At 69.0% G+C, this 25,038-nt stretch carries 26 protein-coding genes and 1 pseudogene; 7 read left to right on the top strand and 20 right to left on the bottom strand.

Annotated features, from left to right (window positions below):
* The 5 genes and pseudogenes from HGB39_RS14010 to HGB39_RS39850 all read right to left on the bottom strand — a co-directional run.
* Window positions 1-150, bottom strand: a 150-nt coding sequence (locus HGB39_RS14010; RefSeq protein ID WP_312029803.1) for an anti-sigma-D factor RsdA, incomplete at its 3' end; no start/stop codon positions are given.
* A complete protein-coding gene (locus HGB39_RS14015) occupies window positions 134-712 on the bottom strand; it encodes a sigma-70 family RNA polymerase sigma factor (RefSeq protein ID WP_005239770.1) in 579 nt (192 codons plus the stop codon). The genes HGB39_RS14010 and HGB39_RS14015, both read right to left, overlap by 17 nt.
* Window positions 713-871: 159 nt before the next feature.
* Window positions 872-1,705, bottom strand: coding sequence for a hypothetical protein (locus HGB39_RS14020; protein ID WP_005571001.1), 834 nt, complete (start codon window positions 1,703-1,705; stop codon window positions 872-874).
* Between the two features lie 34 nt (window positions 1,706-1,739).
* Window positions 1,740-2,411 (bottom strand): hypothetical protein, encoded by a 672-nt coding sequence (locus HGB39_RS14025; RefSeq protein WP_054248329.1) that lies wholly within the window; start codon window positions 2,409-2,411, stop codon window positions 1,740-1,742.
* 96 nt (window positions 2,412-2,507) lie between these two features.
* Window positions 2,508-2,807 (bottom strand): annotated as a pseudogene (locus HGB39_RS39850) (MerR family transcriptional regulator); the annotation flags it as partial.
* Window positions 2,808-3,004: 197 nt separating this feature from the next.
* Here HGB39_RS39850 and HGB39_RS14030 point away from each other — a divergent pair.
* From HGB39_RS14030 to HGB39_RS14040, 3 genes are all read left to right on the top strand, one after another.
* Window positions 3,005-3,298: a WhiB family transcriptional regulator gene (locus HGB39_RS14030; RefSeq protein WP_005239766.1), complete on the top strand. Its 294-nt coding sequence runs from the start codon at window positions 3,005-3,007 to the stop codon at window positions 3,296-3,298.
* A gap of 165 nt (window positions 3,299-3,463) precedes the next feature.
* Window positions 3,464-4,096, top strand: a complete 633-nt coding sequence (locus tag HGB39_RS14035) for a sigma-70 family RNA polymerase sigma factor (protein WP_081276679.1) — start codon at window positions 3,464-3,466, stop codon at window positions 4,094-4,096.
* A 1-nt stretch (window position 4,097) separates the two neighbouring features.
* Window positions 4,098-4,817, top strand: a complete 720-nt coding sequence (locus HGB39_RS14040) for an anti-sigma factor (protein ID WP_054248328.1) — start codon at window positions 4,098-4,100, stop codon at window positions 4,815-4,817.
* A gap of 97 nt (window positions 4,818-4,914) precedes the next feature.
* On the opposite strand, the gene groL is transcribed toward HGB39_RS14040, so the two are convergent.
* Window positions 4,915-6,528: a chaperonin GroEL gene (gene groL, locus HGB39_RS14045; protein WP_005253893.1), complete on the bottom strand. Its 1,614-nt coding sequence runs from the start codon at window positions 6,526-6,528 to the stop codon at window positions 4,915-4,917.
* A gap of 92 nt (window positions 6,529-6,620) precedes the next feature.
* Window positions 6,621-6,920 (bottom strand): co-chaperone GroES, encoded by a 300-nt coding sequence (gene groES, locus HGB39_RS14050; RefSeq protein ID WP_003940763.1) that lies wholly within the window; start codon window positions 6,918-6,920, stop codon window positions 6,621-6,623.
* Window positions 6,921-7,150: 230 nt separating this feature from the next.
* On the opposite strand from groES, the gene HGB39_RS14055 reads away from it, so the two are divergent.
* Window positions 7,151-8,869, top strand: a complete 1,719-nt coding sequence (locus HGB39_RS14055; RefSeq protein WP_043789831.1) for a TIGR03767 family metallophosphoesterase — start codon at window positions 7,151-7,153, stop codon at window positions 8,867-8,869.
* Here HGB39_RS14055 and HGB39_RS14060 read toward each other — a convergent pair.
* Entirely contained in the window at window positions 8,866-9,402 is a 537-nt protein-coding gene (locus HGB39_RS14060) for a potassium channel family protein (protein ID WP_005566595.1), read from the bottom strand. The genes HGB39_RS14055 and HGB39_RS14060 overlap by 4 nt on opposite strands.
* A 207-nt stretch (window positions 9,403-9,609) precedes the next feature.
* Between HGB39_RS14060 and HGB39_RS14065 the strand changes: the two genes are divergently transcribed.
* The gene (locus HGB39_RS14065; RefSeq protein WP_005566596.1) at window positions 9,610-11,214 is read left to right on the top strand and encodes a DUF7159 family protein; all 1,605 of its coding nucleotides are present in this window, start codon (window positions 9,610-9,612) and stop codon (window positions 11,212-11,214) included.
* Here HGB39_RS14065 and tsaD read toward each other — a convergent pair.
* Genes tsaD through HGB39_RS14100 form a run of 7 tightly spaced genes read right to left on the bottom strand, consistent with a single transcriptional unit; the run spans window position 11,207 to window position 17,679 of the window.
* Window positions 11,207-12,244, bottom strand: coding sequence for a tRNA (adenosine(37)-N6)-threonylcarbamoyltransferase complex transferase subunit TsaD (tsaD, locus tag HGB39_RS14070; RefSeq protein ID WP_005566597.1), 1,038 nt, complete (start codon window positions 12,242-12,244; stop codon window positions 11,207-11,209). The genes HGB39_RS14065 and tsaD overlap by 8 nt on opposite strands.
* On the bottom strand, window positions 12,241-12,720 hold the full coding sequence (gene rimI / locus HGB39_RS14075) for a ribosomal protein S18-alanine N-acetyltransferase (protein WP_005566598.1): 480 nt from the start codon (window positions 12,718-12,720) through the stop codon (window positions 12,241-12,243). The genes tsaD and rimI overlap by 4 nt, the downstream gene beginning before the upstream one ends.
* On the bottom strand, window positions 12,717-13,376 hold the full coding sequence (tsaB, locus tag HGB39_RS14080) for a tRNA (adenosine(37)-N6)-threonylcarbamoyltransferase complex dimerization subunit type 1 TsaB (RefSeq protein WP_007301252.1): 660 nt from the start codon (window positions 13,374-13,376) through the stop codon (window positions 12,717-12,719). The genes rimI and tsaB overlap by 4 nt, the downstream gene beginning before the upstream one ends.
* A gap of 49 nt (window positions 13,377-13,425) precedes the next feature.
* Window positions 13,426-13,914 carry a tRNA (adenosine(37)-N6)-threonylcarbamoyltransferase complex ATPase subunit type 1 TsaE gene (tsaE, locus tag HGB39_RS14085; RefSeq protein ID WP_005569292.1) on the bottom strand — a complete coding sequence of 163 codons (489 nt, stop codon included), beginning with the start codon at window positions 13,912-13,914 and terminating at the stop codon, window positions 13,426-13,428.
* Window positions 13,904-14,968, bottom strand: a complete 1,065-nt coding sequence (locus tag HGB39_RS14090) for an alpha/beta fold hydrolase (RefSeq protein ID WP_005569290.1) — start codon at window positions 14,966-14,968, stop codon at window positions 13,904-13,906. Before HGB39_RS14090 ends, tsaE begins: the two co-directional genes overlap by 11 nt.
* Before the next feature lie 3 nt (window positions 14,969-14,971).
* The gene (gene alr, locus HGB39_RS14095; RefSeq protein WP_005569289.1) at window positions 14,972-16,177 is read right to left on the bottom strand and encodes an alanine racemase; all 1,206 of its coding nucleotides are present in this window, start codon (window positions 16,175-16,177) and stop codon (window positions 14,972-14,974) included.
* Window positions 16,178-16,194: 17 nt separating this feature from the next.
* Complete coding sequence (locus HGB39_RS14100) at window positions 16,195-17,679, bottom strand: bifunctional ADP-dependent NAD(P)H-hydrate dehydratase/NAD(P)H-hydrate epimerase (protein WP_064079813.1); 1,485 nt, start codon at window positions 17,677-17,679, stop codon at window positions 16,195-16,197.
* 52 nt (window positions 17,680-17,731) lie between these two features.
* Between HGB39_RS14100 and HGB39_RS14105 the strand changes: the two genes are divergently transcribed.
* Complete coding sequence (locus tag HGB39_RS14105) at window positions 17,732-18,106, top strand: cupredoxin domain-containing protein (protein WP_064079814.1); 375 nt, start codon at window positions 17,732-17,734, stop codon at window positions 18,104-18,106.
* 33 nt (window positions 18,107-18,139) lie between these two features.
* Here the strand turns inward: HGB39_RS14105 and glmS are convergent, their stop codons facing one another.
* Window positions 18,140-20,002 carry a glutamine--fructose-6-phosphate transaminase (isomerizing) gene (gene glmS / locus HGB39_RS14110; protein WP_005562366.1) on the bottom strand — a complete coding sequence of 621 codons (1,863 nt, stop codon included), beginning with the start codon at window positions 20,000-20,002 and terminating at the stop codon, window positions 18,140-18,142.
* A 97-nt stretch (window positions 20,003-20,099) separates the two neighbouring features.
* Between glmS and HGB39_RS14115 the strand changes: the two genes are divergently transcribed.
* Window positions 20,100-20,936 carry a dienelactone hydrolase family protein gene (locus tag HGB39_RS14115; RefSeq protein ID WP_005562364.1) on the top strand — a complete coding sequence of 279 codons (837 nt, stop codon included), beginning with the start codon at window positions 20,100-20,102 and terminating at the stop codon, window positions 20,934-20,936.
* A gap of 11 nt (window positions 20,937-20,947) precedes the next feature.
* Here the strand turns inward: HGB39_RS14115 and HGB39_RS14120 are convergent, their stop codons facing one another.
* The 4 genes from HGB39_RS14120 to glmM form a co-directional block, all read right to left on the bottom strand.
* On the bottom strand, window positions 20,948-21,130 hold the full coding sequence (locus HGB39_RS14120; RefSeq protein WP_005562362.1) for a hypothetical protein: 183 nt from the start codon (window positions 21,128-21,130) through the stop codon (window positions 20,948-20,950).
* 38 nt (window positions 21,131-21,168) lie between these two features.
* Window positions 21,169-23,268: a hypothetical protein gene (locus HGB39_RS14125; RefSeq protein ID WP_248949542.1), complete on the bottom strand. Its 2,100-nt coding sequence runs from the start codon at window positions 23,266-23,268 to the stop codon at window positions 21,169-21,171.
* Window positions 23,265-23,573 carry a hypothetical protein gene (locus tag HGB39_RS14130; protein ID WP_005560693.1) on the bottom strand — a complete coding sequence of 103 codons (309 nt, stop codon included), beginning with the start codon at window positions 23,571-23,573 and terminating at the stop codon, window positions 23,265-23,267. The genes HGB39_RS14125 and HGB39_RS14130 overlap by 4 nt, the downstream gene beginning before the upstream one ends.
* A gap of 86 nt (window positions 23,574-23,659) precedes the next feature.
* Window positions 23,660-24,997, bottom strand: a complete 1,338-nt coding sequence (glmM, locus tag HGB39_RS14135) for a phosphoglucosamine mutase (protein ID WP_005253877.1) — start codon at window positions 24,995-24,997, stop codon at window positions 23,660-23,662.
* Between the last annotated feature and the right edge of the window lie 41 nt (window positions 24,998-25,038).

Consider the following 25,038-nt stretch of genomic DNA (forward strand, 5'->3'; position numbering starts at 1 on the left):
CGAATCCGTCGCGACAGGACCGCCACCGGCGATCGCGTCGATCAAAGCGTCGTCGCGGCGCACTGCCGCGACGTCCACCGGTGCGTCGTCTCCTGGGAGATCGGCATCGGGATTGCCGTTGCGCTTGATGCCCCTAGCCAAACCTCTCACCTGCCCTCGTCACTTCTTTTTTCAGTTTCGCGATGGCTCGGTGTTGAGCCACGCGGACAGCTCCCGCGGTACTACCCACGGCCGCGGCCGTCTCCTCGGCTGACATACCGACCACGAGGCGGAGGATCAAGATCTCCCGGTGCTTTTCCGGCAGCGTGCTCAGCAGTTCGTTCATCTGCCTGCTCGCTTCCGAGTCCAGCGCCCTCTGTTCGGGTCCGTCATCGTTGGCTACGACATCCGGTACTTCGGCGACGGGCTCCGACTTGTTACGGGCGGAGTTCCGATGCGCGTCGGCGACCTTGTGCGCGGCGATCCCGTAGACGAATGCCATGAACGGGCGGCCTTGATCCTCGTAGCGAGGTAAGGCCGTCATCACGGCGAGGCACACTTCCTGTGCCACGTCATCCGCGGAGAGTTGTCCCCTCTCCGCAGCACCGACCCTGGCTCTGCAGTAACGCACAACCAAGGGCCGAATGTTTTCCAGGACCAGAGCTAAAGCGGCCCGGTCACCCTGCGTTGCAGCGGCGACGGCGGAGTCCAACTCCTCGCTCGTATTAGTCATCGTTGCTGAATATCCTGGCGTTACAGTGGCACCTCCCCCGATGGGTGTGCTCCCGCTCTCAGCGGAACACTCCAAGAGTAACGGTGCGGACCGAACGGTATTCGCCCGGATTCGCAGCGATTCGCGCGCAACCCGCCCGTACGGGGCCGACCAGCGGAGTCAGATTCGGAAGCGCCCACCTCGCGCCCTGATGACGGCTTCGCACTCCACACGCACGGCCTCCGCACGTGAGTCGGATGTCACACCACTCAGCAACATCGCAGCTGCCCACTTCAGAGGTATCAAGCCGTACCGATCGCACCGGTCGAGCACATCCGCGGCAAGCCGTGCCGCCGGACCGTAATCGGGCTCCCCTGTCATCGACGCGCTCCGCAGCAGATCCGATTTGACGTGGTGCCGCACAGATCCGGCAGCCTCCGAAATTTCCGCTGCGGTCTCGGCGTGGCGGCGCGCCGAGGCGAAGTCTCCGCCCGCGAGAAACAACTCGGCGCTCACCCAGTGCCTGCGGACGCGCTGTCGCCACAGTTCGCCGGGAGCACGCTCGTCGAGGTATTCGGAGCACCTGTCGAGCAGCCGCCGGCCCAGTGCCAGCCGGCCGCACCCCAACGCGTCGGCCGCCAGCCCCGTCATCGCGTCACACCGCGCTTCGTGAACGAGGACGTCGTCGCCGTCGCCGGGACCCGTCCCGACGACGGCGAGAGCCCGGCCGTCGAACCCGGACGCCACACCGTGCCAGCCGAGCTGCCTCAGCAACGACGCCTGCGTGCTCCAGGCGAGTGAGACGACCGCGGGTTCGGCCACCTCTCCGCGCGTCAGTGCGTCCAGCTCTGCGCGGGATCGGGCGTAGTGCCCCCGGGCGCCCCACGCCACCGCTCGCATCCAGCGCTCGACGGGAACGTCGGACGCCGATAGCGGGCACGCGCCCGGATCGGCGCCGAACGCCGCGCGGATCAACGAATTCGTGGGGTCGGACCGGAGAGTGGAGTCGGGCACGCCGAGATCATCGCATCGTCCGGCCGCTCTGCGGTCAGGTGACCGCGGTGACGGCGTCCACCGCCTCGTCCAGCGTGCCCAGCACCGCTATCGACCGTGGAAGTGACTGCGTCCGGCATCCGGGGCCGCCCGCGAGCATCGTCAGCCCGGTACGCCGCCGGCGGATCGCCCGCAGGAGAGACGGGAGGGCGCATCCGGCGGCGGGCAACCACAGGACGATCACGTCCGGCTCGGCGTTGGTCACGGAGGCGAGGAGCGCCGACCGGCACAGTGGCAGCGCCATCCGCGTGTCCACCGAGGCAGTGGCCAGGGCGGCGCCCAGTGCCCGGAATTCGAGGCCGTACGGATCGGCGGGAACCGTGTCCTGCGAGTCCGCAGGCACGTGCACGAGCAGGACACGGCCACCGCCACCGATCGGCGCGTCCAGCGTCATCGTGGACAGAATCCCTGCGACGCATTCGGCGAAGACGCGGACACTCGCAGCGGCGGCGTCCGAATTCCTGCCCTCGTCCGCCCATTCGAGCACCGGAACGACCAGGGTCGTCCACATGGAGCTGAATCCCCGCTCCGCGACGGCCCGCACGATGATCCGCCGGATGGTCACGACGTCTCGCGCCAGCAGCGCACCCGATAAATTCCGGACGGATGCCTCGGCGCCACCGAGGCCGGAAAAAGGTGACAAAAGGTTCGACGGGTCTGTTTTCATCCCGTTCACCGAGTTGTCACCCAGATTTTTCACAACCGGTCGGCGGTCGCTTTCTGACGAATACGTAGCCATTGCGTTAATCGCATATCTCGCGGCCTCCGCGGAGTTTGCACCACCGTCCAGCGCATGTTGCATGCATTCGAGCCGGGCGACGTCGCGCGGCGTGTACCGCCGGTGACTTCCCTGCACGTGAACGGAGGGCCCGATGCCGTATCTGCGGTCCCAGGTGCGGAGCGTCGACGGAGCCACCCCGAGCTTTCTGGCCAGGGCCGATACCGAGATCGTGGGTCCCTCGTCCGGGGATCCGGAAGAGGGCTGGGTTTCTGGCTCCGCGGGCTGGGGCACCCGGACATCGTTACCCGCGCCCCGGGGTCTTTCAACCCGAAACGGAATCACGGAACCGCGGGAAAGTAAATATTTTCCAGGTTAACTTTCAGTTCGTGGGATATGTAAATCGCCACTGTGAACAACTATTGACGCGATTTCACAACCGACTCTACGGTTAGCGACGTGAATGATTCAGTGGCTTGAACGTACCTACGAGCCCACGGTCCGCTCGTCGCCCGAGGCGAGCTTGCAGCTAAGGAGTCCACATGCCTGCACCCAACCACCTGCCCGGCCCGAACGCCGATATCTGGGATTGGCAGATGCACGGACTGTGCCGCGGGGTCGACTCCTCGATGTTCTTCCATCCCGACGGAGAGCGTGGCCGAGCTCGTGCGCAGCGAGAGACCCGGGCCAAGGAAATGTGCAGACGCTGCCCGGTCCTCGCCCAGTGCCGCAATCACGCCCTGAGCGTGTCCGAACCGTACGGGATCTGGGGCGGAATGTCCGAGACGGAACGCGAGATGCACGCCCGGCACAGACGCGGCCGGATAGCAGTCTGACCGCTCGACCACACTCACCGGGGAACCCTCGTCGCCGCACGGGGGTTCCTCTCGTCACATCGGCACCCTCCCACCCATCCACCGCGACGCGGTCTCCGAATGCCTACCGGCTGGAGGAGATGAGTGGATGTGCACGCTACCGTGGTTCTCGATGAACCGAGACGAGTGCCGGTGACGAACCCCGAGGGCAACACTCCAGCAGAAGACGTGTGTTCGGCGGACGCAGCCGGGGCACACGGGGCCCGGACCACCGAATCCGCGGAACTGTACGAGACCATGGCCCGCGTCGCGAACGGGGACGCCGACGCTTTCGCCGAACTCTACGACCGGACGAGCGCCCGGGTCCACGGCATGGTCCTGCGGGTCCTGCGGGATCCCGGGTACGCGGAGGAGACGACGCAGGAAGTCTTCCTCCAGGCGTGGCGCACCGCGTCCAACTTCGATCCGGCCCGCGGTTCCGTCCTGTCCTGGCTGATGACGCTCGCGCACCGCCGTGCGGTCGACCGCGTGCGGTCCGAGCAGGCCGGCACCGACCGCGAGGCGCTCTACGAGACCACCAACATCGCAGGGCCGTTCGACCACGTCACCGAGGAGGTGACCCGCCGGCTCGAGCATCAATCGGTGCTCGTCTGCCTCGACTCGCTCACGGACACCCAACGTGAGTCCGTCGCGATGGCGTACTACGACGGCCGCACCTACCGAGAGGTCGCCTCCCAGCTGGGGGTCGCCCTGTCCACGGTGAAGACGCGCATCCGTGACGGATTGACGCGTCTTCGCGGGTGCCTGGGAGGTCTGTGACATGAACGACGAACTCGTGGGCATGGCGTACCCGTACGCACTCGATGCGCTCGACGACAGGGAGCGCCGCGAACTCGACACCGATCTCGCCACCGCCGACGAGGACACCCGCTCCACCTTCACCGACGAGGTCCGGCGGATCCGGGAAGCTTTCGCGGTGGTGAGCGCGGTGGGAGCCGTAGAACCCCCGCCCCGGGTGCGGACTCGAGTCCTCGACGAAGTCCGGCACTCCGCCGCCGGGCCGACGTCGCTGACCGAACGCCGCTCCCGCCGGCGTCGCTGGCAGATCGCCGTCGCCGCTGCCGCGGCAGTCGGGGTGCTCGCCGGCGGGACGGTGATCGTCCGGCAGCTCACGGAAGGTCCGTCGCCGACTGTGGCGGAGCAGGTTCTCGACGCCTCCGACGTGCACTCGTCGACGAGTGCGATTGCCGCCGGCGGGTCCGCGACCGCCAACTACTCGAAGTCGCAGGACGCCGTGGTGTTCGTGCTGGACGGTGTCGCCCCGCCCAGCGCCGACACCGTGTACCAGCTGTGGTTGATGCCCGCATCCGGGGACGCGCCCGTGCCCGCGGGAACCATCTCTCCCGGAGAGATGCAGCCGACCACGACGGTCGTCCTCGACGACGTGGGGTCGATGTCGAAGCTGGCCGTCACCGTCGAACCGCCCGGAGGATCTCCCCAGCCGACGTCGGAACCGTTCGCGGTGCTGCAACTGAGCTGATCCGGCGCCTGCAGGCAGAAGAAACCCCCGCGCGGTGATCCGCACGGGGGTGTCTTCGCTCGAACGATCGGAGCCCGATCGGTCGCGACGCCAGAGCCTAGTGGCTGTGCCCGTGACCGGTCTGCTGCTCGTCCTCTTCCGCAGGCTTCTCGACCACGGCGCTCTCCGTGGTGAGGATCATCCGCGCGACCGAGGCCGCGTTGACGACCGCGGAGCGGGTGACCTTCACGGGGTCGACGACACCGTCGGCGAGCAGGTCGCCGTAGGTCAGGGTCGCGGCGTTGAAACCGTGGCCCTTGGGCTGCTCGGCAACCTTGCTGGTGACGACGGAACCGTCGAGACCGGCATTGCTGGCGATCCAGAACAGCGGCGCCTGCAGTGCTTCGCGCACGACCTTGACGCCCGTGGCCTCGTCACCGGTCAGACCGAGGTTGTCGGCCAGCTCGGTGCTCGCCTGGACGAGAGCGGAACCGCCACCGGGGACGATGCCCTCGGCGACAGCAGCCTTCGCGGCGTTGACGGCGTCCTCGACGCGGAACTTGCGCTCCTTGAGGTCCGTCTCCGTGGCCGCGCCGACCTTGATGACGGCGACGCCACCGGCCAGCTTCGCCAGACGCTCTTCGAGCTTCTCGCGATCCCAGTCGGAGTCGGTGTTCTCGATTTCGCGGCGCAGCTGCGCGACGCGACCCTTGATGTCGTCGTCGGTTCCGGCGCCGTCGACGATCGTGGTCTCGTCCTTGCTGACCACGACGCGGCGTGCGCTGCCGAGCAGGTCCAGCCCGGCGTCCTTCAGCGTGAGGCCGACGTCGGAGTTGATGACCGTGCCACCGGTGACGACGGCGAGGTCGTCGAGGAACGCCTTCCGGCGGTCACCGAAGAACGGCGCCTTGACGGCGACGGCCTTGATGGTCTTCCGGATGGAGTTGACCACGAGCGTCGAGAGAACCTCGCCCTCGACGTCCTCCGCGATGATGAGGAGGGGCTTGCCGCTCTCGGCAACCTTCTCCAGCAGCGGCAGGAAGTCGGGCAGGGACGTGATCTTCTCGCGGTACAGCAACACGAGCGCGTCCTCGTACACGGCCTTCTGTGCATCGAGGTCCGTGACGAAGTACGGCGACAGGTAGCCCTTGTCGAACTGGACGCCCTCGGTGATCACGAGCTCGGTCGCCAGGGTCGAGGATTCCTCGACCGTCACGACGCCGTCGGTGCCGACGCGGGTGAGCGCCTCGCCGACCATTTCGCCGATCTCCTCGTCACGCGAGGACACGGTCGCGACCTGGGCGATGGACGTCTTGCCCTCGACCGGCTTCGCGGCGGCGAGCAGTGCCTCGACGACCTTGTCGGCCGCGGCGTTGATGCCGATGCCGAGTGCCATCGGGTTCGCACCCGCGGCGATGTTCTTCAAACCGCCCCGCACGATGGCCTGAGCCAGCACGGTGGCGGTGGTGGTGCCGTCGCCGGCGACGTCGTTGGTCTTGGTGGCGACGCTCTTGACGAGCTGCGCGCCGAGGTTCTCGAACGGGTCCTCGAGCTCGATTTCCCGGGCGATGCTGACACCGTCGTTGGTGACGGTCGGGCCGCCGAAGGCCTTCGCCAGCACTACGTGGCGGCCACGCGGACCCAAGGTCACCTTGACCGCGTCGGCAAGCTTGTCGACTCCACGCTCGAGAGACCGGCGTGCGACCTCGTTGAACTCAATCTGCTTGGACATGTGTTCTGTCTTCTCCTGGATCTCAGGGTTACGCGCGTGAACGCACTCCGCCCCGGGATCCTGTGGGGACTCCGGGGCGGATCACGTATGGCTTACTTGGAGACGACAGCCAGCACGTCGCGTGCCGACAGGATCAGGTACTCCTGGCCGGCGTACTTGATCTCGGTTCCGCCGTACTTGGAGTAGATGACCGTGTCACCCTCCTTGACGTCGACCGGGATGCGGTTGCCCTGCTCGTTGACGCGGCCTTCGCCGACTGCGACGACGGTGCCCTCCTGGGGCTTCTCCTTGGCCGTGTCGGGAATGACCAGGCCGGAGGCAGTCGTCGTCTCAGCCTCGTTGGCCTGGACGAGGATCTTGTCCTCGAGCGGCTTGATGTTGACGCTCGCCACGATGAGCCCTCCACTTTGGGGTATGCGGATCCGGAGACTTCTCCGGACTCCTGTTTGAGTGTTCCGTTTACGGCACTTCACACAGCCCCGTCGTCGCGGGTGCCGGAGCTCGATCGGCGCCACTTGGCACTCTATACGTGAGAGTGCCAACGCTCAAGGAGAAGGGGGTGGTAGACCGCGCCGAGCCGAATATCGGCCTGTCTCACGGGTCGTCACCTAAGGTTCCTCTGGTGTCTGACATCACTCGGCGTAAATTCCTGACATTTGCCGGACTCGGGGCGATCGGGGCAGTGGGATTCGAAGCACGCCCGTGGGGGTTGCAGTACGCGGGCGCGGCGCCGCTTCCCACGTCCGGGGCCGGCACCACCCTCGAAGCGGTGGCCGTCCCCCTCGGCGACTCCGGCTACCGCAGGCTCGGCGCGGGACCGGGGTGGCCGACCATCGTTCGCACGGAACTCGCCGAGGCCCGCAGCGGGCGCGAGGACCGGCGCACCGCCCTCGCCTCCCTCGTCCAGCTCACGGACGTCCACCTGGTCGACGCCCAGTCCCCGATGCGTTTCGAATACGTGCACCCCTTCACGGGGTCCGCGTTCCGCCCGCACGAGACACTCACCGCCCAGGGTCTCGTCGCCCTCGTCGCACGGGTCAACGCGCTCGCATCCGGCCCGCATACCCAGCGCCCGTTCGACGCGGTCGTGAGCACCGGCGACAACACCGACAACAAGGAATTCGCCGAACTCGGCTGGTTCCTCACCGCGCTCAACGGCGGCACCATCGTCCCCAACACGGGCGCACCCGACCGCTACGAAGGCGTGCAGAACTCGGGCGCCGATCTGTACTGGAACCCGGAGTCGTCCATCCAGGACATGTACAAGAAGGCCGGGTTCCCCGAGATACCCGGCCTGCTCGGCGCGGCGATCTCTCCCGTCACGAGCCCCGGCCTCCGCACCCCCTGGTATTGCGTCTTCGGCAATCACGACGACTCGGTGCAGGGCACCGTCCCGAGCGGCATCCCACCGCTCGAAGCCATGTACACCGGTTCGCTGAAGTTCGAGGTCCCGGGATCGCCGGAAGAGGCGAAGACGGTCGACATCGCCACCAGGTTCGATCCCGGCGCCATTCCCGCCGCCCTGTCCGCGATCACGACCCCCGCGCGGGTCGTCACACCCGACCCCGCACGCGCGCCGTTCACTCCCCGCCAGTTCATCGCCGCACACCTGGACCCGGCCAACACCGGCCCCGGACCGGTCGGTCACGGCTTCGCACCTGATGCCGGCGAGACCGGGATCGGCTACTACTCGTTCGAGATCGCACCCGGCGTGGTCGGCATCAGCATGGATTCCACCAACCGCGCGGGGTTCGTCGACGGCTCGCTCGGTGCTGCGCAGTTCCGGTGGATCGAGGACACCCTGGTGGCCGGCAGCAGCCGGTACTTCGACACGGCGGGCAACCCGGTGTCCCAGGTACGCAACGACACCTGGTTCGTCCTGTTCAGTCACCACACCAGCGGCAGCATGGACAACGTCGTCCCCGACCCCTCCGCCCCGGCCGAACCCCGGATCCGGGGTTCGCGACTGGTGGATCTGCTGCACCGATTCCCGAACGTCCTCGCCTGGGTCAACGGGCACACCCACGAGAACCAGATCACACCGTGGCCCGGATCGACTCCGGAGCAGTCGTTCTGGGAGATCAACACGGCCTCGCACATCGACTTCCCCCAGCACGGGCGGATCATCGAGGTGGTCGACAACGTCGACGGAACCGTGTCGCTGCTCACGACGCTGTTCGAGGCCGACAGCCCCTACTCCGTCGACCACACCGATCTCTCACCGCTCGGGTTGGCGTCGCTGTACCGGGAGTTGTCGTTCAACGACATTCACGCGGACCCCGACCTGCTCGGCGGGACACCCGACCGGAACGTCGAACTGGTACTGGCGTCGGGTCGCTAGACCCGGCGCCTGCGGGCCCAGTCGACGGCCGCGACGACCGCGCGGATGCCGACGCCGAGAAGGATCAGATTTCCGATGATCTGCACACTCACGACGGCTCGCGACGGATCGGTCGTCGCGGCGATGTCGCCGAACCCGACGGTCGAGAAGACGGTGAGCGAGAAGTACAACGCACCCATCCGCGTGAGGGGCTCGGTGAAGTAACCCGGATCACTTTCGGACATCAGGCAATATCCTGCCGAGAACCCGAGCAGGTAGAGCGGCAGGATCAGGGCCAGCGCCTCGATCGCCTGGAGCGCCGGTACGTCGGACTTGACGATCCGCCAGATCTGCCAGGCCGCGACGAGCGCGACCACGAGCAAGCCGCCCGCCAGGAAGAACAGGGCGGACACTTCCCCGAGCGACGTCCACGGCAGGGCGAAGTAGACCACCGTGCACAGGAAGACGGTGACCAGCGGGCGCAGAACTGCACGCAGCAGAAGCCGTCGGCGCTCACGTCTCGTGAGGTTGCGAAAATCGCTGGCGCGTCGCATCAGATTCCTTTGGACAACTGTGCAGGTGAGACCGGATATCGAGCGCCATCCTCGTCTCCCGGGGCCGGAAGTCGGGAGCGAAATCCGTTTGTTTTCTGTAACGTTCAGATAACAGTCGCCGATTCAACGGGCAGGGATTCCCCGCTGAACAGGGCGTTCCGACAGAGACAGCAGGTCACGCGTCGAAAACGTGAGGGGGTGTGTGAGATGGGTATGTCCTTGGGGATGTCGACCGGTGCGGCCGGTGTGGGTTCCGCCCTCGTCACCACCGCCTCCAACGGTACGCAGAACGTCGAGTTCCGTTACCTGTCCGCCGATCAGGCGCACACCGACCTCGGCGACCTGGTCCGTTCCTCCATCTCGCTGATGACCACCCAGGTTCCTGCCGACCCCACCACACCCGACGCGTTCGCTGTCGCGTACCGGACGGCGGAGCAGGCGCATTCGATCCGCAGCGCCGTCAGCAGGCAGCGGCACCGCGTGCATCTCGTGCCCGAGACCGCCGCCACCCTTACCTATCTTCGGCACACCGGTGAGGTCGCCCAGCATGCCACGGTCGCGATCGTCGACTTCGGCGAGTCCGGACTGTCCGTCGCCGTCGTCGACCAGGTCGACGGCACCGTCCTGCACGCCGACCGCACGACCCACGTGAGCGGCACCGGAATCGACGACCTCGTCTTCCACCACGTCGTCGGCAGCCTCGCCACCCCGCATCCCCTGCGGCACCTGGACCGCGACCTGCTCTCGGCGCGGTGCCGCGTCGCCAAGGAGCAGTTGTCCTCGGAGCCGAATGCGCACGTCGACATCGACCTGCACGGCATCCGCCCGATCGAGATCAGCCGCACCAGGTTCGACGAGATCGCCGCACCGACCGTCCGGGTCGCGGTGGAGTTCATCCGTGCCACCGTCGCCGACTCCCCGCGTCGACCGGACGCCCTGGCCCTGGTCGGTGGCGGCGCGAACATACCCGCGATCATCGCCGCCGTCGCCGACGCGTTCACCGCACGGGTCATCGCTGTGCGCGAACCCGACACGGCGACCGCGAAAGGTGCGGCGTTGCTCGCCGTCTCCTCCGCCATCCGCGACTACCCGGCCACCGAGTCGACCCGTCCCGGTTCGGCCGCCAAGGTGTCGGGGGCACTCGTCGGCGCCCTCGTGGTCGGAGGGCTCGTTCTCGGCTACGGCGTGAAGGAACTCGCGCCCGCACCCGACCCCAACGTCTCCCCCGCGGGGACGGACATGTTCCAGACCACCGAGCAGGTCACGACCACGACGTCGGACGAACCGCCCGCGACGCGGATTCCGTCGTACGATCCGACGCCGACGTCGGCGTACTACCCGAATCAGGTTGCCCCGCCCACCTCCGAACCGCAGACGGACCGGTCCCCCGAGCAGACGCCCGATTCGACGAGCGAGACCACGACGCCGCGCACCACCACCCCGGTGCCGACACCCACGGCTCCCCCGCATCCGACGCTGCCCGGAACGAACCCGTCGCAGCCGTCGTGGCCGCACATCGAATGGCCCGCGATTCCGCCGCTGTGGCCGCAGGTTCCGGGAGAATCCACGCCGAACGAACCGCGCCCGGGTACGCCCGCACCCGACGTACCGGAAGCAGCACCGCCGCCCACCGAGACGCCCGCCGCGCCCGCGGAATCCACTGCCCCCGCGGCGCCCGAAGGGCTCTTCCCGATGATCCCGGCCCCGGGCACGGTTGCTCCGAGTCCCGATGCGGCGCAACCGAGTGGTGCTCAGCCCGGCGAGACGCTCACTCCCCCGGCCACGCAGACCGTCACGATTCCGGTCAGCTGAACACCTGACTGGTCGCCACCGACAGTCCGGGGTCGCTGGCCACGGTCAGCAGGGACGGCGCGGCGCCGCCGGCGATCAGATGCGCGCCGAGCGAGGCGATCATCACCCCGTTGTCGGTGCACAGGCGCGGTTTCGGCACCCGCAGGGTAAGTCCGGCTTCGGCGCAGCGTTCCTCGGCGAGTGCGCGGATGCGCGAGTTGGCCGTGGCGCCGCCCCCGAGAACGAGTGTGTCCACGCCGACGTCGCGGGCCGCGCGCACCGCTTTCATCGTCAGCACGTCCGCCACGGCTTCCTGGAAACTCGCGGCGATATCCGGCACCGAACAAGCCTCCCCTGCCCGCTCCTTGGACTCCACGTACCGTGCGACAGCCGTCTTCAGCCCGGAGAACGAGAAGTCGTGCCGGGCGTCCCGTGGCCCGGTCATCCCGCGCGGGAAGGGAATGGCGTCTCGGTCGCCGACCTGCGCCGCGGCGTCGAGGGCCGGGCCACCGGGGAATCCGAGGCCGAGGAGGCGGGCCACCTTGTCGAAGGCTTCGCCGGCCGCGTCGTCCACGGTGGTGCCGAGTTCGACGATGGGCTTCGCGAGATCCTCGACGTGCAGGAGGTGGGTGTGCCCACCGGACACGAGCAGCGCCACGCACGGTGGCATCGGTCCGTGTTCGAGGGTGTCGACCGAGACGTGGCCGCCGAGGTGGTTCACCGCGAAGAACGGGATGTCCCACGCCGCCGCATAGGCTTTCGCGGCCGCGACACCGACGAGCAGGGCGCCGGCCAGACCGGGTCCGATGGTGACGGCGAGAGCGTCCGGCTTGGCGATGCCGGCCGCGGCGAGGGCCCGCCGCATCGTCGGGACGATCGCCTCGAGGTGCGCGCGGGACGCGACCTCCGGCACCACCCCGCCGTACCGGGCATGCTCTTCGACGCTGGATGCGACCTCGTCCGCGAGAAGTTCGCACGTCCCGTCACCGTTCCACCGGACGATGCCGACTCCGGTCTCGTCACAAGAGCTTTCGATCCCCATGACGATCATTGCACCGGCTCCTCACCCGATCCGGGGCGACGCATCGTGAAGGCGTCCGCACCGCTCGGTTGGTAGTACTTCTTACGGGTTCCCACGATCTCGAATCCTTCACGTCTGTACAGGGCGATCGCCGCGTCGTTGTCGGTGCGCACTTCGAGAAACACCGGGCCACCCCGCGCGTCGGCGACGCGCAGGAGTTCGTCGAGGAGGGCCCCGCCGATCCCCCGGCGCTGACACGCCGGGTCCGTTCCGATCGTGTGTATCTCGGATTCGGGATGCGAACCGTTGCCCAGCAGAGCGATTCCGGCGTACCCGACGACGTGGCCGGTGTCGTCCCGCGCCACGGTGTAGTGCACGTGCGGTGCGGCGAGTTCCGCCCTGAATGCGCCGGCGCTCCAGGGCCCGTCACCGGCGAAGAGGAGTGTTTCGAGCTCCGCGCACCGGTCGGCATCCGTGGCCGCCATCGGTTCGATGCGGAATGTCATTTCTTCCGGTCCGCCAGTTCGACCGCGTCCGGGCGCCGCAGGTAGAGCGGTACGAGCGCCGCCGGTGCCGCACCGCTGAACAGGGCATCCGCGGCCACCGTGACCAGCCCTGCGGGCGACGGTGTTTCCACGGGTTCGACCGGCAGATCGAAGAAGTCGACGTGTGACGGCGATCCCGCCACCACCTCGGACGGCATCGGCTCGAGCTCGCGCGGCTTCACCACGGCGGGGCCTTCCACCCGCACCCCTGCCGAGTAGCGCGCCCAGTACACCTCACGTCGGCGTGCGTCCGTGACGACCAGCAGATTCCGGTCACCGTCCACCTGTGCGGCGATGGCGTCGAGGCTGCACACGCCGTGGGCCGGAATACCGAGGGCGTCGGCGAACGCGGCGGCGGTGGCCATCCCCACGCGCAGTCCCGTGAACGGCCCCGGTCCGGCGCCGACCACCACCGCGTCGAGGTCCGCGGCGACGTGACCCGACTCGGTGAGGCACTCGAGGATGTGCGGGGTGAGCACTTCCGCGTGGGCGCGCGGGTTGACCGTCACGCGCACCGCGAGGGTGTCCACCGCCTCCACCGATGCGGAATCGGCCGAAACCCGGACGACTCCGGCGGTCACGGCAGGCGTGGACGTGTCGATGGCGAGAACAAGCACGGTAACTGAGGGTACTCGCACGTCAGAACCGCTCCCGACACCCGACCCGTCAGGAAATCCACTCCCAGTGGGCGGTGCGGACGTCCGTCTCCGGTTCGCGGCGCAGGCGTACCCGCAGGTGACGATCGGCCAGCTGCTCGGCAATGCCCGCGCCCCATTCGACGACGACAACCGCTGCAGCCAGGTCGGTGTCGAGGTCGAGCGCGTCGAGTTCGTCCAGCGCGTGCGGGCCGCTACCGCCCAGTCGGTACGCGTCCACGTGCACCATTCCGACCGGCGCGCCCCCGTCGGGTCGCGTGCCCGCCCGGTGCTCCCGCGCGATCACGAATGTGGGCGAAGTCACTCGCCCCTGCACGCCGAGCCCGGCTCCGATTCCCTTCGTCAGTGCGGTCTTCCCCGCACCGAGGGGTCCGTCGAGGACCACGAGATCACCGGCGACGAGTCCCCGGGCGAGGTCCCGCCCGAACTGCTCGGTGTCCTCCGCCGTCGGCAACACCACGGTCCCGCTCACGGGCAACACTCCCTCTTCAGCCGACATCGGACTGCTCACGCGATTCGTACGTCGCCAGGCCACGATGCAGCACCCGGTCGACGGCGTCCGATACCACGGACGGGAACTCGAGCTGCACCAGATGGCCGGCACCGCGCACCCGCACCAGTTCGGACTCCGGAAGGTCCGCCGCCAGTTTCCGGGAACTGCCGAACGGGATGATCATGTCGCTGTCGCCGCACACCACGACGGACGGGATGTGCTCGATCGCCTCGAGTGAGGCGGACTCGTCGTGCAATTCGAGTGTGCGCAGAAAGTTCACGACGGTGACCACCGACGTCCGGTCCAGCATGGAGTCGGAGAACCTGTGCAGCCGCGGGCTCACATCCGTGCCGTACGACGCTGCCCGCAGGATCGGGGTGATCAGCACGCGGGCCGCGCCGCGCGCGTGCTGGACGAGTTCGGGCGACGTCCGGACGGCCAGCCGGAAGCCGTCGATGACCGGGTTCTGCAGGTTCCGCGTCAATCCGGTCTCGCTGAGACCCGCAGCGGCCGTGGCAACCAGGCCCACACCGACCACCCGCGACGCCACCAGTTCGGGTCGCTGCCCGGCGAAGGCGAGCACCGTCATCCCGCCCATCGAATGCCCCACGAGCACAACCGGTCCGGTGGGGGCCTTCGCTGCGATCACGGTCGCGAGATCGGCGCCCAGCTGAGCGATGGTGCAGCTCGCCGTGGACGGCACACCCGAATCGCCGTGCCCGCGTTGGTCGTAGAACACCATCCGCACGTCGTCGCCCCACCGCTCGGCGAGCTGGCGGCGCTGGAAATGCCACGACGTCATGTCCAGGCAGTAGCCGTGCACGAACACCGCCGTCACGGGCGCGTCCTCGGGACCGACCTCGCGGACCGCGAGCGCGACGCCGTCCTCGGTGACCACGACGCTGCGCCGGTCCCGCGACATCAGCGTGAAGTCCTCGTCACGATAGATCTCGCGGCCCGGCCGGGTCGCGCTGCGCAGCGCGTTGGCCCCGGCGACCGAACCGAGCGCCAGCGCGCTCAGCACGCCGCCGACGAGCCCCAGACGCTTCGACACACCCATGTCCTACGTACCCGTTCCGCCGACGTAACTGCGCACCGTGCGTCCGCGTACCCCCGTCACCACCTCGTAGTGGATGGTGTCGAGTTCGTCGGCCCACGCCTGCGCGATGGGCTCGCCGAGGTCTCCGTTGCCGAAGAACACCGCGGTGTCCCCCTCCCGGACTCCCCCGCCGTCCGGCCCGAGATCCACGACCACCTGGTCCATGCACACCCGCCCGATCCCCGGCCGTCGTTCCGCGCCCAGCTGGACCTCGAAACGGCCACTGAGCGAGCGCGGGAGCCCGTCGGCGTACCCGAACGGCAGCAGCGCCACCGTCGTATCCCGTGGGGCCACCCACTGGTGCCCGTAGGACACGCCTTCACCTGCCGCCACCTTCTTCACCAGAGCCACCCTCGATCGCAGTGTCATCGCCGGGCGCAACCCGAACTGACCGAGTTCGGGTACAGGCGACAACCCATATATCGCGATTCCCGGGCGAACCATGTCAAACCGCAGGTCGGGACGGGTCAGGGTGGCCGCGGAATTGGACAGGTGCACCACTTCGGGGACCAGTCCCTGACGCTTGGCATCCGCGATCGCGCTGACCAGTCGGTCGCGCTGGGAATCGATCCAGGCGTGGTGCGGCTCGTCGGCGTGGGCGAGATGCGAGAAGATGCCGCGCAGCCGCACCGAGCCCTCGGCCTGTGCGCGCGCCAGATCGACGAGGACCTGCGCCAGCTCGTCGGGTGCCACCCCGTTGCGGTTCAGTCCGGTGTCGACCTTGATCGTGACGATCGCCGGGGTGCCGACGCTCCGGGCGGCAGCGACCACCGCGGCGAGGTGGCGGGGCGAGGACACGCCGAGTTCGACACCGGCCGCGATCGCGGGGGCGAAATCGGCGTCGACGGTGTGCAGCCACGCGAGGACGGGTGCGTCGATGCCCGCGCGGCGCAGAGTCAGCGCCTCCGCCACCGTCGTCACGCCCAGTTCCGACGCTCCGGCGGCCAGCGCTGCGCGTGCCACGGGCACCGCGCCGTGGTTGTAGCCGTCCGCCTTCACGACGGCCATCATCGCCGCGTCCCGGGCGTTGTCGCGCAGGACGCGGACGTTGTGGGCAATCGCGTCCAGATCGACCACGGCCTCGGCCTGCGGTGCCGGCGCGGCCTGTGCGGGCGCTGCGGGTTCGCTGTGTCCGTGGTCGTCGGCCGGTACTGCTTCAGCAAGCGTCATATGTTCGATCCTGCCATTCACGAGGAGGCCGGCATTTCTCCGGGTGACACCCCCGCACGGAGGACTCTGATCGACTCCCTGAGGTGTGCGAGCAGCGTCCCGGCGGAGATCGGTGCTGTTCCGCGCCCTGCGGAGAGGTCCGCGCCACCGCCACGGGCAGCCAGGTTCGCGGCCAGCGAGTGAGCTCGCGCACCCACCGCGGCGGCCCGCTCCGGGGTGATGCCCGCCGCCATGAGCGAGCCGATGATCCCGGCGAGCACGTCCCCCGCACCCGCGGTGGCGGACCACGATCCGCCCGCCTCGTTGACGAAGATCCGGCCCCCGGGTTCCGCGATCACGGTGGCACGCCCCTTGAGCAGCAGGTGAACATTCCAGTCGGCCGCGAGAGCGCGTGCCGACGCCACCCGGTCCGGACCCGGATCCGTCCCCGTCAGCCGGGCGAACTCCCCGGCGTGCGGGGTCAGCAGTGTCGCTGCGGTCCGCGAACGCACCAGGTCCGGGTCCTCGGCGAGCAGGGTCAGACCGTCCGCGTCGACGAGCACGGGCACGTCGGACTCGAGCACCGTCCGCAGCGTGCGACGGGCGGCGTCGTCGGTTCCCATGCCCGGCCCGACCACCCACGACTGGACGCGTCCCGCCTTCGCGAGATCGGCGGTCGCGATCACCTCCGGCGAGTGCGCGAGCACTTCGTTCGTGCACGGCCCGGCGTAGCGGACGAGCCCCGACGTGGCCGTGACCGCGGCGCCCGTGCACAGCACACCGGCGCCCGGGTAGCCGTCGCTGCCCGCGACCACCCCCACCACGCCCTGCGAGTACTTGTCGTCGCCGGCCCCCGGCACCGGCCACGCGGCACCCACGTCGGCGGCGTCGAGGGCAGTGATCCCGGCAGCGCCGAGCGACAGTCCGATGTCCACGAGCTCGACCCGGCCGCAGTGCGCCGCACCGAGCGCGTGGACCGGTTTGAGGGCGCCGAATGCGACGGTGACGGCGGCGCTCACGGCGGGGCCGTCGACCGCTCCCGTATCCGGGTCCACACCGCTCGGCAGGTCCGCCGACACGATCGGAGCAGCCTCGATCCGGTCGACCAGCGCCGCAGCATCGGGTCGCAGCGGCCCCCTGCCGGAGATTCCGACGATTCCGTCGATCACCAGATCGGGCAGGCCCAGCTCGTCCGACGGGGCGGCCACCCGGCCGCCGGCCGCGGTGAACGCCGCCAGCCCGGCCGCGTGCGCCTTCTCCGGTTTCAGCAGCACCGCGGTGGCCGCGGCACCGCGCTTGCGCAGCATCGACGCCGCCCACAGCGCGTCCCCGCCGTTGTCCCCGGACCCCACCAGCACCGTGATCGTTCGACCGGCGACGCCCCCGGTCCGCGCCCGCAGCTCCGCCGCCACCACCGTGGCGAGCCCATGCGCTGCGCGTCGCATCAGCGCGCCGTCGGGAAGAGACGCCAGCAACGGCGCCTCCGCGGCTCGAACCTCGTCAGCGGTGTAGTAGCCCCGCATGGGAACTCCTCGTCGAGAAGGGTCGGTACCGGGTCAGACTACGCTCGACGTCATGCGTGGACGTGGAAGCTCGTGGATCGCCGGAGTGGCTCTCGCCGCAAGCATTTCGATGGCGGGCGTCGTGTCCGGATGCGGTTCGCCGGACAGCGCGGCGCCCGAGGCGCCGACCGGACCCGTCGTGCAGGTCGCGAACATGGCGTATGCGCCGGCGACACTCACCGTCACGGCAGGAGACACCGTCACCTGGAATTTCGACGACCGGGGTGTCACCCACGACGTGGTGGGTGTCGGCGCCGCGAAGAGTGTGCTGCGGAGCCGGTTGATGCAGACCGGCACCCTTACGTACACGTTCACCGAACCGGGGACCTACGAATACACGTGTTCGCTGCACCCCGAGATGACGGGCACCGTCGTGGTCACCCCGTAGGGGCGCGGCCCTGCCACGCCCCTACGGTCGCCGCTATTCGACGGTGACGGACTTGGCGAGGTTACGCGGCTTGTCGACGTCGTAGCCCCGTGTCTGCGCGACCTCCGCCGCGAACACCTGCAACGGCACCGTCGACAGCAGCGGCTGCAGCAGCGTCGGTGCCGCCGGGATCTCGATCAGGTGGTCGGCGAACGGGCGCACGGCCTCGTCGCCCTCCTCCGCGATCACGACGGTCCGCGCCCCGCGGGCCTGGATCTCCCGGATGTTGCTCAGCAGCTTCGAGTGCAGCACCGCGCGCCCCTTCGGGGACGGCATCACGATGATCACCGGCAGCCCGTCCTCGATCAGCGCGATCGGCCCGTGCTTGAGCTCGCCGGCCGCGAAGCCCTCGGCGTGCATGTACGCCAGCTCCTTGAGCTTGAGCGCACCCTCGAGCGCCACGGGGTAGCCCACGTGGCGGCCCAGGAACAGCACCGTCGACGACGACGCCAGCTCCCGCGCCAGCGCCCGCACCGGCTCGACCGTCTCGAGCACCCGGCTCACCAGGTTGGGCATCGCCTCGAGGTCGGCATACTCGCGTGCGACCTCGTCCGGGTACTTGGTGCCGCGGGCCTGGGCGAGGGCCAGGCCGACCAGATAGTTCGCCGTGACCTGCGCGAGGAACGCCTTGGTCGACGCGACACCGATCTCCGGACCTGCCCGGGTGTAGAGGACGGCGTCGGCCTCGCGCGGAATCTGGGCGCCGTTCGTGTTGCACACCGCCAGGACCCGCGCCTTCTGGTCCTTGGCGTGGCGCACGGCCTCGAGGGTGTCGGCCGTCTCACCGGACTGCGAGATGGCCACGACCAGCGTCGACCGGTCGAGAACCGGGTCGCGGTAGCGGAATTCGCTGGCGAGCTCGACCTCCACGGGCAGGCGGGTCCAGTGCTCGATGGCGTACTTCGCGAGCAGCCCCGAGTGGTAGGCGCTGCCGCAGGCGACGACGAAGACCTTGTCGACGTCGCGCAGCTCCTGATCCGACAGTCGCTGCTCGTCGAGAACGATCTTCCCGTCCTGGAAGTGACCGAGCAGGGTGTCCGCGACGGCGGCCGGCTGCTCCTCGATCTCCTTGAGCATGAAGTAGTCGTGGCCGCCCTTCTCGGCGGCGGCGAGATCCCAGTCGATGCGGAACGGGCGGCCCTGCGCCTCGGATCCGTCGAAGTTCAGAATCGAGTACCCGTCCGCGGTGATCACCACGACCTGGTCCTGCCCCAGCTCGACCGCGTCACGGGTGTGCTCGATGAACGCCGCGACATCGGACCCGAGGAACGTCTCTCCCTCGCCGACACCGATGACGAGGGGCGTCGAGCGGCGCGCCGCGACGATGGTGTCCGGGTGGTCCGAGTGCGTGAAGACGAGCGTGAACGCGCCCTCGAGCCTGCGCAGCACGCTCAGCGCGCTCGCGACGAAGTCACCGGCCGTCTCGCCCGAGGCGTAGGCGCGGGCGACGAGGTGCACCGCGACCTCGGTGTCGGTGTCGCTGGCGAAGTCGACTCCGTCGTGCTCGAGTTCGGCCCGCAGCGGGGCGAAGTTCTCGATGATGCCGTTGTGCACGACGGCAACCGTGTTGCCCGCGTCACGATGCGGGTGCGCGTTGCGGTCGGTCGGCCTGCCGTGCGTGGCCCACCGTGTGTGACCGATCCCGGTGCTCCCGGTGAAGTGCTCGGCCCCGACCTCGTCGAGTTCGGCCTCGAGATTCGCGAGACGACCCGCCTTCCGCTCGACCGCCATGCCGCCGTCTCCGTCGAGCACGGCGATGCCGGCAGAGTCGTATCCGCGGTATTCCATTCGCCGCAAGGCCTCCACCACAACAGTCAGAGCCTGCCGGTGGCCGACGTATCCCACGATTCCGCACATGGTTCATCAGGGTACTTGGACCGGGCGACGCGGCGAAGTCGGAGTGTGTGCCGCATCGGCTCTCTCGCCGGCCCGCGAATCGGATAACGTTCTCCCCGTGGCGCCGAAACCGAAGACCCTGGCCCGTGAACTATCCAAGCGAGGACCGCACCGCGTGCTGCGGGGTGACCTCGCACTCGCCGGACAGCCGGGCGTCGTATACACGCCCGAATCAGGCTTCAACCTGCCCGCCGTCGCGTTCGCGCACAGCTGGATGGCAGGTGCCGACCACTACCGGAAGACGCTCGAGCATCTGGCTTCGTGGGGAATCGTCGTGGCAGCCCCCAACAGCGAGCGGGGTCCCGTGCCCTCTCACCTGGGCCTCGCCACCGACCTCCGGGCCACCCTCGACATCTGTGTGGGCGTGCGACTCGGTCCCGGCCAGATCAGCGTGCAGCCCGACCGCGTCGCGTTCGCAGGACACGGGATGGGTGCGGGTGTGGCAGTGCTGGCCGCCGCGCAGCGGGACGTGTCGGCGGTCGCCGCCCTGTTCCCGGCGCCGACCGCACCGAAGGCCGAGAAGTATGCGTCCAAGATCACAGCGCCGGGTCTGATCGTGGCCGGTGCCGACATCGACACCATGAACAGCAACGCCAAGGCGCTGGCCGAGGCATGGGGCGGGGAACACGTCCTGCGCGCCGTCAACGGGGCGAAGGAGTCGGGGCTCACCGAAGGACGCCGCCTCCTGGGTGCACTCGGCATCGGCGGTTCCGAGCGGAAGACCCAGCAGATCACGCGCGCGCTGCTCACCGGCTTCCTGCTGTATCACCTCACCGAGGACAAGAAGTACGAGGTGTTCGCGAAGGAGGATGCCGAACTTCCCCACACCACGCTCGTCGATCCGCACGAGGAGCACACCGACGCCGGCTTCGAGGGCGTGCTCCCGCACATCTGACGTCTCTCCGGTCACACCAGCCAGCTGCGCGGCCGATAGAACTCGTCGTCGTCGAGTGTTCTCGGTTGCGCAGCCGCAGGCGGTGCCGCTGCAGATTCGGTCCGGCCGCGGCCGGACCGGTTCGCCGCGGCTTCCTCGTCTCTGGCTTTGCGTTCGTCGATCCGCTCCCGGAACATTTCCAGGTCGGCTCGCATCTGTGCCCGTTGTGCACGCAACCGTGCGGCTCGGTGGCTCACAGCGGCCCGGCCTCGGCCAACTCGGCGCCGCTGTCGAATCCGGCCACGGGACCTGTCGCCAGTTCGGGTGCGGACCGCGGCTCCTGTAGCGGCGGGACCTCGACGGGTGTCTCGGGAGCCGGCTCCTGCTGCACTGACACCACCTGTGGTTGCGGGACGGCTGCGGCGTCTCCGGCCGGCGCAAGGGCCGGTGTGTTCTCGTGGGCCGGGACGTTGTCCGAGGCAGCCCCACCGGGCGTCGGCTCTTCCTCGGCTGTCGCGTCCGGGGCGTCCTCGGCACCAGCGCTGACCTGCGATTCCGGGGTCGGCGCGGCGGGTGCGCAGCCGGCGTCGCCGGAGTCTCCGTCCCCGGCAGCGGTTTCCGCTGTGATCTGCGGCAGACCGTTGGGGCCGATCTCGACTCCGAACCTGGCCGTCCCGCCCTGTCCGTCGCTCATCTCGAGATGAATCCCCTGACCGTCGGCATCGACGGCGAGCGTCCACGACTGTCCGTCGAGGTTCAGTTCGAGGCTCGTGTCGTGTGGGATGCCGTCGGCCGGCTCGCCATCGTCCTCCCGCGTATCGGCGTGGTCGTCGCCGAGGTCCTCGGTGTTCCGTTCCTCGTCGTCCCTGTGGGTGAGGGCCGAGACGGTGTCCTCGATCAACGGGCGAAGGATCGAACCGAGATCCGCCAGACCTCCTGCGAGACCCGGACGCACCAGGTCACCCGGGCCGGGAATGCTCCCGAGGCCCGGGGCAGTAGTCGTCGGTGGCGCCGCGACCACCGGCGGTCCGGTTGTCGGTGGGGCCGCGGCCATCGGAGGTCCGGTTGTCGGTGGCGCCGCCGCCATCGGACTGGTGGCCGCGTCCCCACCACCGGATCGAGGCGGGACGTACGCCGGTCCGCCCGTTGCAGGGGCCGCGGCGGGCGCCGTCGGCGCTGCAGGTGCAGGCGCGGGCGCCGGCGCAGCGGCGGGAACGGTGTCGGCGTGTGGCACCTCGGGCCCCCTCGGCGCGGGTGCCGGATCGGGAGTGTCCTCGGGACGAAAACCGGGCTGCGCCTCGATCGACCGCGCCTCGGCGATGACGGCGTCGTAGGCGGCGTGCACCGCTTCGGCGCAGTCCGCACACGCAGCGGTGAACTCTTGCTGCTTCTCCTCGTACACGTGGCGGAAGTTCGCGTCGAGCCAGTCCTTGGTGATTCCGGCGGCCCGCCGCACCACGTCGTCCCGGTCGAGTCGGCGGAGCGCACCTGCGCCCCCGTCCTTGTACAGGCCGTTGACGTGCCGGTAGTCGTCGTCGGCGAGTTCGGGGAACCAGTAGGACGCGTCTTCCATGCAGTCCTTCGCGGCGGAGTTGTCGCCGTCCTTGCCGTCGGCGTAGATCTGGGCGAGAACGTCGATCTGTTCCGCGCTGTACCCCGCGACCGTCGGCTGGTGCAGAGACACCACCTTGTACGCCTTGTTCGTCACCGCGGCGCTCAGCGTGAGGTTCGCCTCGAACAGCACTTCGGCGAGTCCGTGGAGCCGACCAATGGTGGCGTCCGCCTGGATGTTCTGTCGGTCGACGGCGTCGATCGCCGCCGCGGCGGCGACTCCGCTCCACCCGGTTCGCACTGCGGCGACGCATCTCTCGTTCTCGTCGAGTTCGGTGCGGGCCGTGTCGAGACTGCGTCCGAGGGTGTCGACGTCGCGGGCGAGCACGTTCAATCGCATCCCCCGCTCGGCGTCGAACATCGCGTAGTAGTCGGTGAGTTCGCGAGACTCGTATCCCAGTTTTTTCGCCGCGGGGAGGAACAACTCGAAGAATTCGAGGCCCTGCGCGCCGAGATCGAGCATGTCGTCGGGAACGTTGAGACAATTCGGGCGCAGGTGCTCCCCCAGCGCGTTCCGGGATGCGTTCGCGGTCTGGGCGTCGCTGCCGTGCTCCAACAATGCGGCGTAGCGCTGGTCGGCGGACGGAGTCCGGTCACGCTTGTCGAGCCCGTACTCGTCGAAGTACGGCTGCCACGACGCCTCGTCCTCCTCGCGGGAGGCGGCCCAGGCCTGGAGGAGTTGCTCCTTGTATTCGCGGCTCAGGTTCGGGTCGTCGATCAGCGTTCTCGGATCCGTGGTCACCACTGCACCCCGTTCACGTCGGCGGTGACGTTCGCGTCCGTTCCCGAGTAGCGCGCCGCGGCGGCCCGGAACGCGTGGCCGAACGATTCCGCGTCCGCGGCCCACTGGCCGAGCGCGACCCCGACGATGCCGAGGGCGTCATGCACCGCGTCACCTTTCGCGGCGTAGTCGCGGCCCGCGTGCGCCCCACCGAATTCCAGCCGGGCGGTCTCGGCGGCCTGCCGTCTCAGGACCTCCGCCGACCGCAGCAGTCTCGCGCCCGCGCCCGTCACCACCGCGACGTCCACCTCGAGCCCATCGCTCATTGCCCCACCCTCTCTTCGCGACCTACTGCATTAGACGCGACAGCGCACCGATCGGTTCCCCCGGCCGATCGGTGCGCTGTGTCCGCTCACACGGAGGCGACAGTGCCCGCCAGTTCGTCGGCGAGCTTCCTGGCCACTTCGATGTCCGAAGCCTCGACCATCACGCGTACGAGTTGTTCGGTGCCCGACGGTCGCAGCAGTACCCTGCCGTTGTCGCCCAGGCTGCGCTCGGCTGCCAGGACCGCGTCCAGCACGACCGGAGACGCGGCGACGGCGCGCTTGTCGGCGACCCTCACGTTGACCAGAACCTGCGGGAGTGTCGTCATCGCCGCCGCCAGGTCCGCGATCGGCTGTCCGGTCTCCGCCATCCGGCCCATCAGCCGCAGTCCCGTCAGCACTCCGTCGCCGGTGGTGCCGAAAGCGGGGAACACGACGTGTCCGGACTGTTCGCCGCCCAGGCTGAAGCCGCCGGACCGGAGCCCTTCGAGGACGTAGCGATCACCGACAGCAGTGGTGACCAGTGAGATCCCGGCCTCGCGCATCGCGATGTGCAAACCGAGATTGCTCATGACTGTCGCGACGAGGGTGTTGTCCACCAGTTCACCGGCATCGCGCATGCCCAGAGCGAGGACGGTCATGATGGCGTCACCGTCGATGAGGGAACCGGCGGCGTCGACGGCGAGGCATCGATCCGCATCGCCGTCGTGCGCGAGCCCCAGATCGGCACCGTGCTGCACGACTGCCTTCTGCAGGCTCTCGAGGTGCGTCGACCCGCAGTTCTCGTTGATGTTGAGTCCGTCGGGTTCGGCGTTGATCGCGACGACGGTGGCGCCGGCGGCCCGGTAGGCGGCGGGAGCGACGCCCGATGCCGCGCCGTGCGCACAGTCCACCACCACGGTCAGCCCGTCGAGGCTGTTCGGGAGCGCGGTGGCCAGGTGCTGCAGATACCGTTCCGCGGCGTCGGGCACCGTGCGAACACGTCCGATCCCCGCGCCGGTCGGCGCCCGCCGTGTCGTGGTTCCGGCGGCGACGGCCTCGATGCGGTCTTCCACCTCGTCGTCGAGTTTGTGCCCGCCGGCCGCGAAGATCTTGATGCCGTTGTCGGGCATGGGATTGTGCGAGGCGGAGATCATGACACCGAGAGCTGCGTCCAGCTCCGCGGTCAGGTAGGCCACCGCGGGTGTCGGCAGCACCCCGACGTTCAGAACGTCGACGCCGGCAGACGTCAGGCCCGCGACGACCGCCGCCTCGAGCATTTCACCGCTGGCTCTCGGGTCACGGCCGACCACGGCCGTCTTGCGTCCCCCCGAACCCGGCGACGCCAGCACCGTCGCGGCGGCGGACGCCACCTGCAACGCCAACTCGGCGGTCAGCTCGGTATTCGCGAGACCACGAACCCCATCCGTCCCGAACAATCGACCCATAGACCAGACCCCTCGCACCTAGGAAACCCACTACATCTCGG

The sequence above is a fragment of the Rhodococcus opacus genome (assembly GCF_012396235.1).
Taxonomy (GTDB): Bacteria; Actinomycetota; Actinomycetes; order Mycobacteriales; family Mycobacteriaceae; genus Rhodococcus_F; species Rhodococcus_F opacus.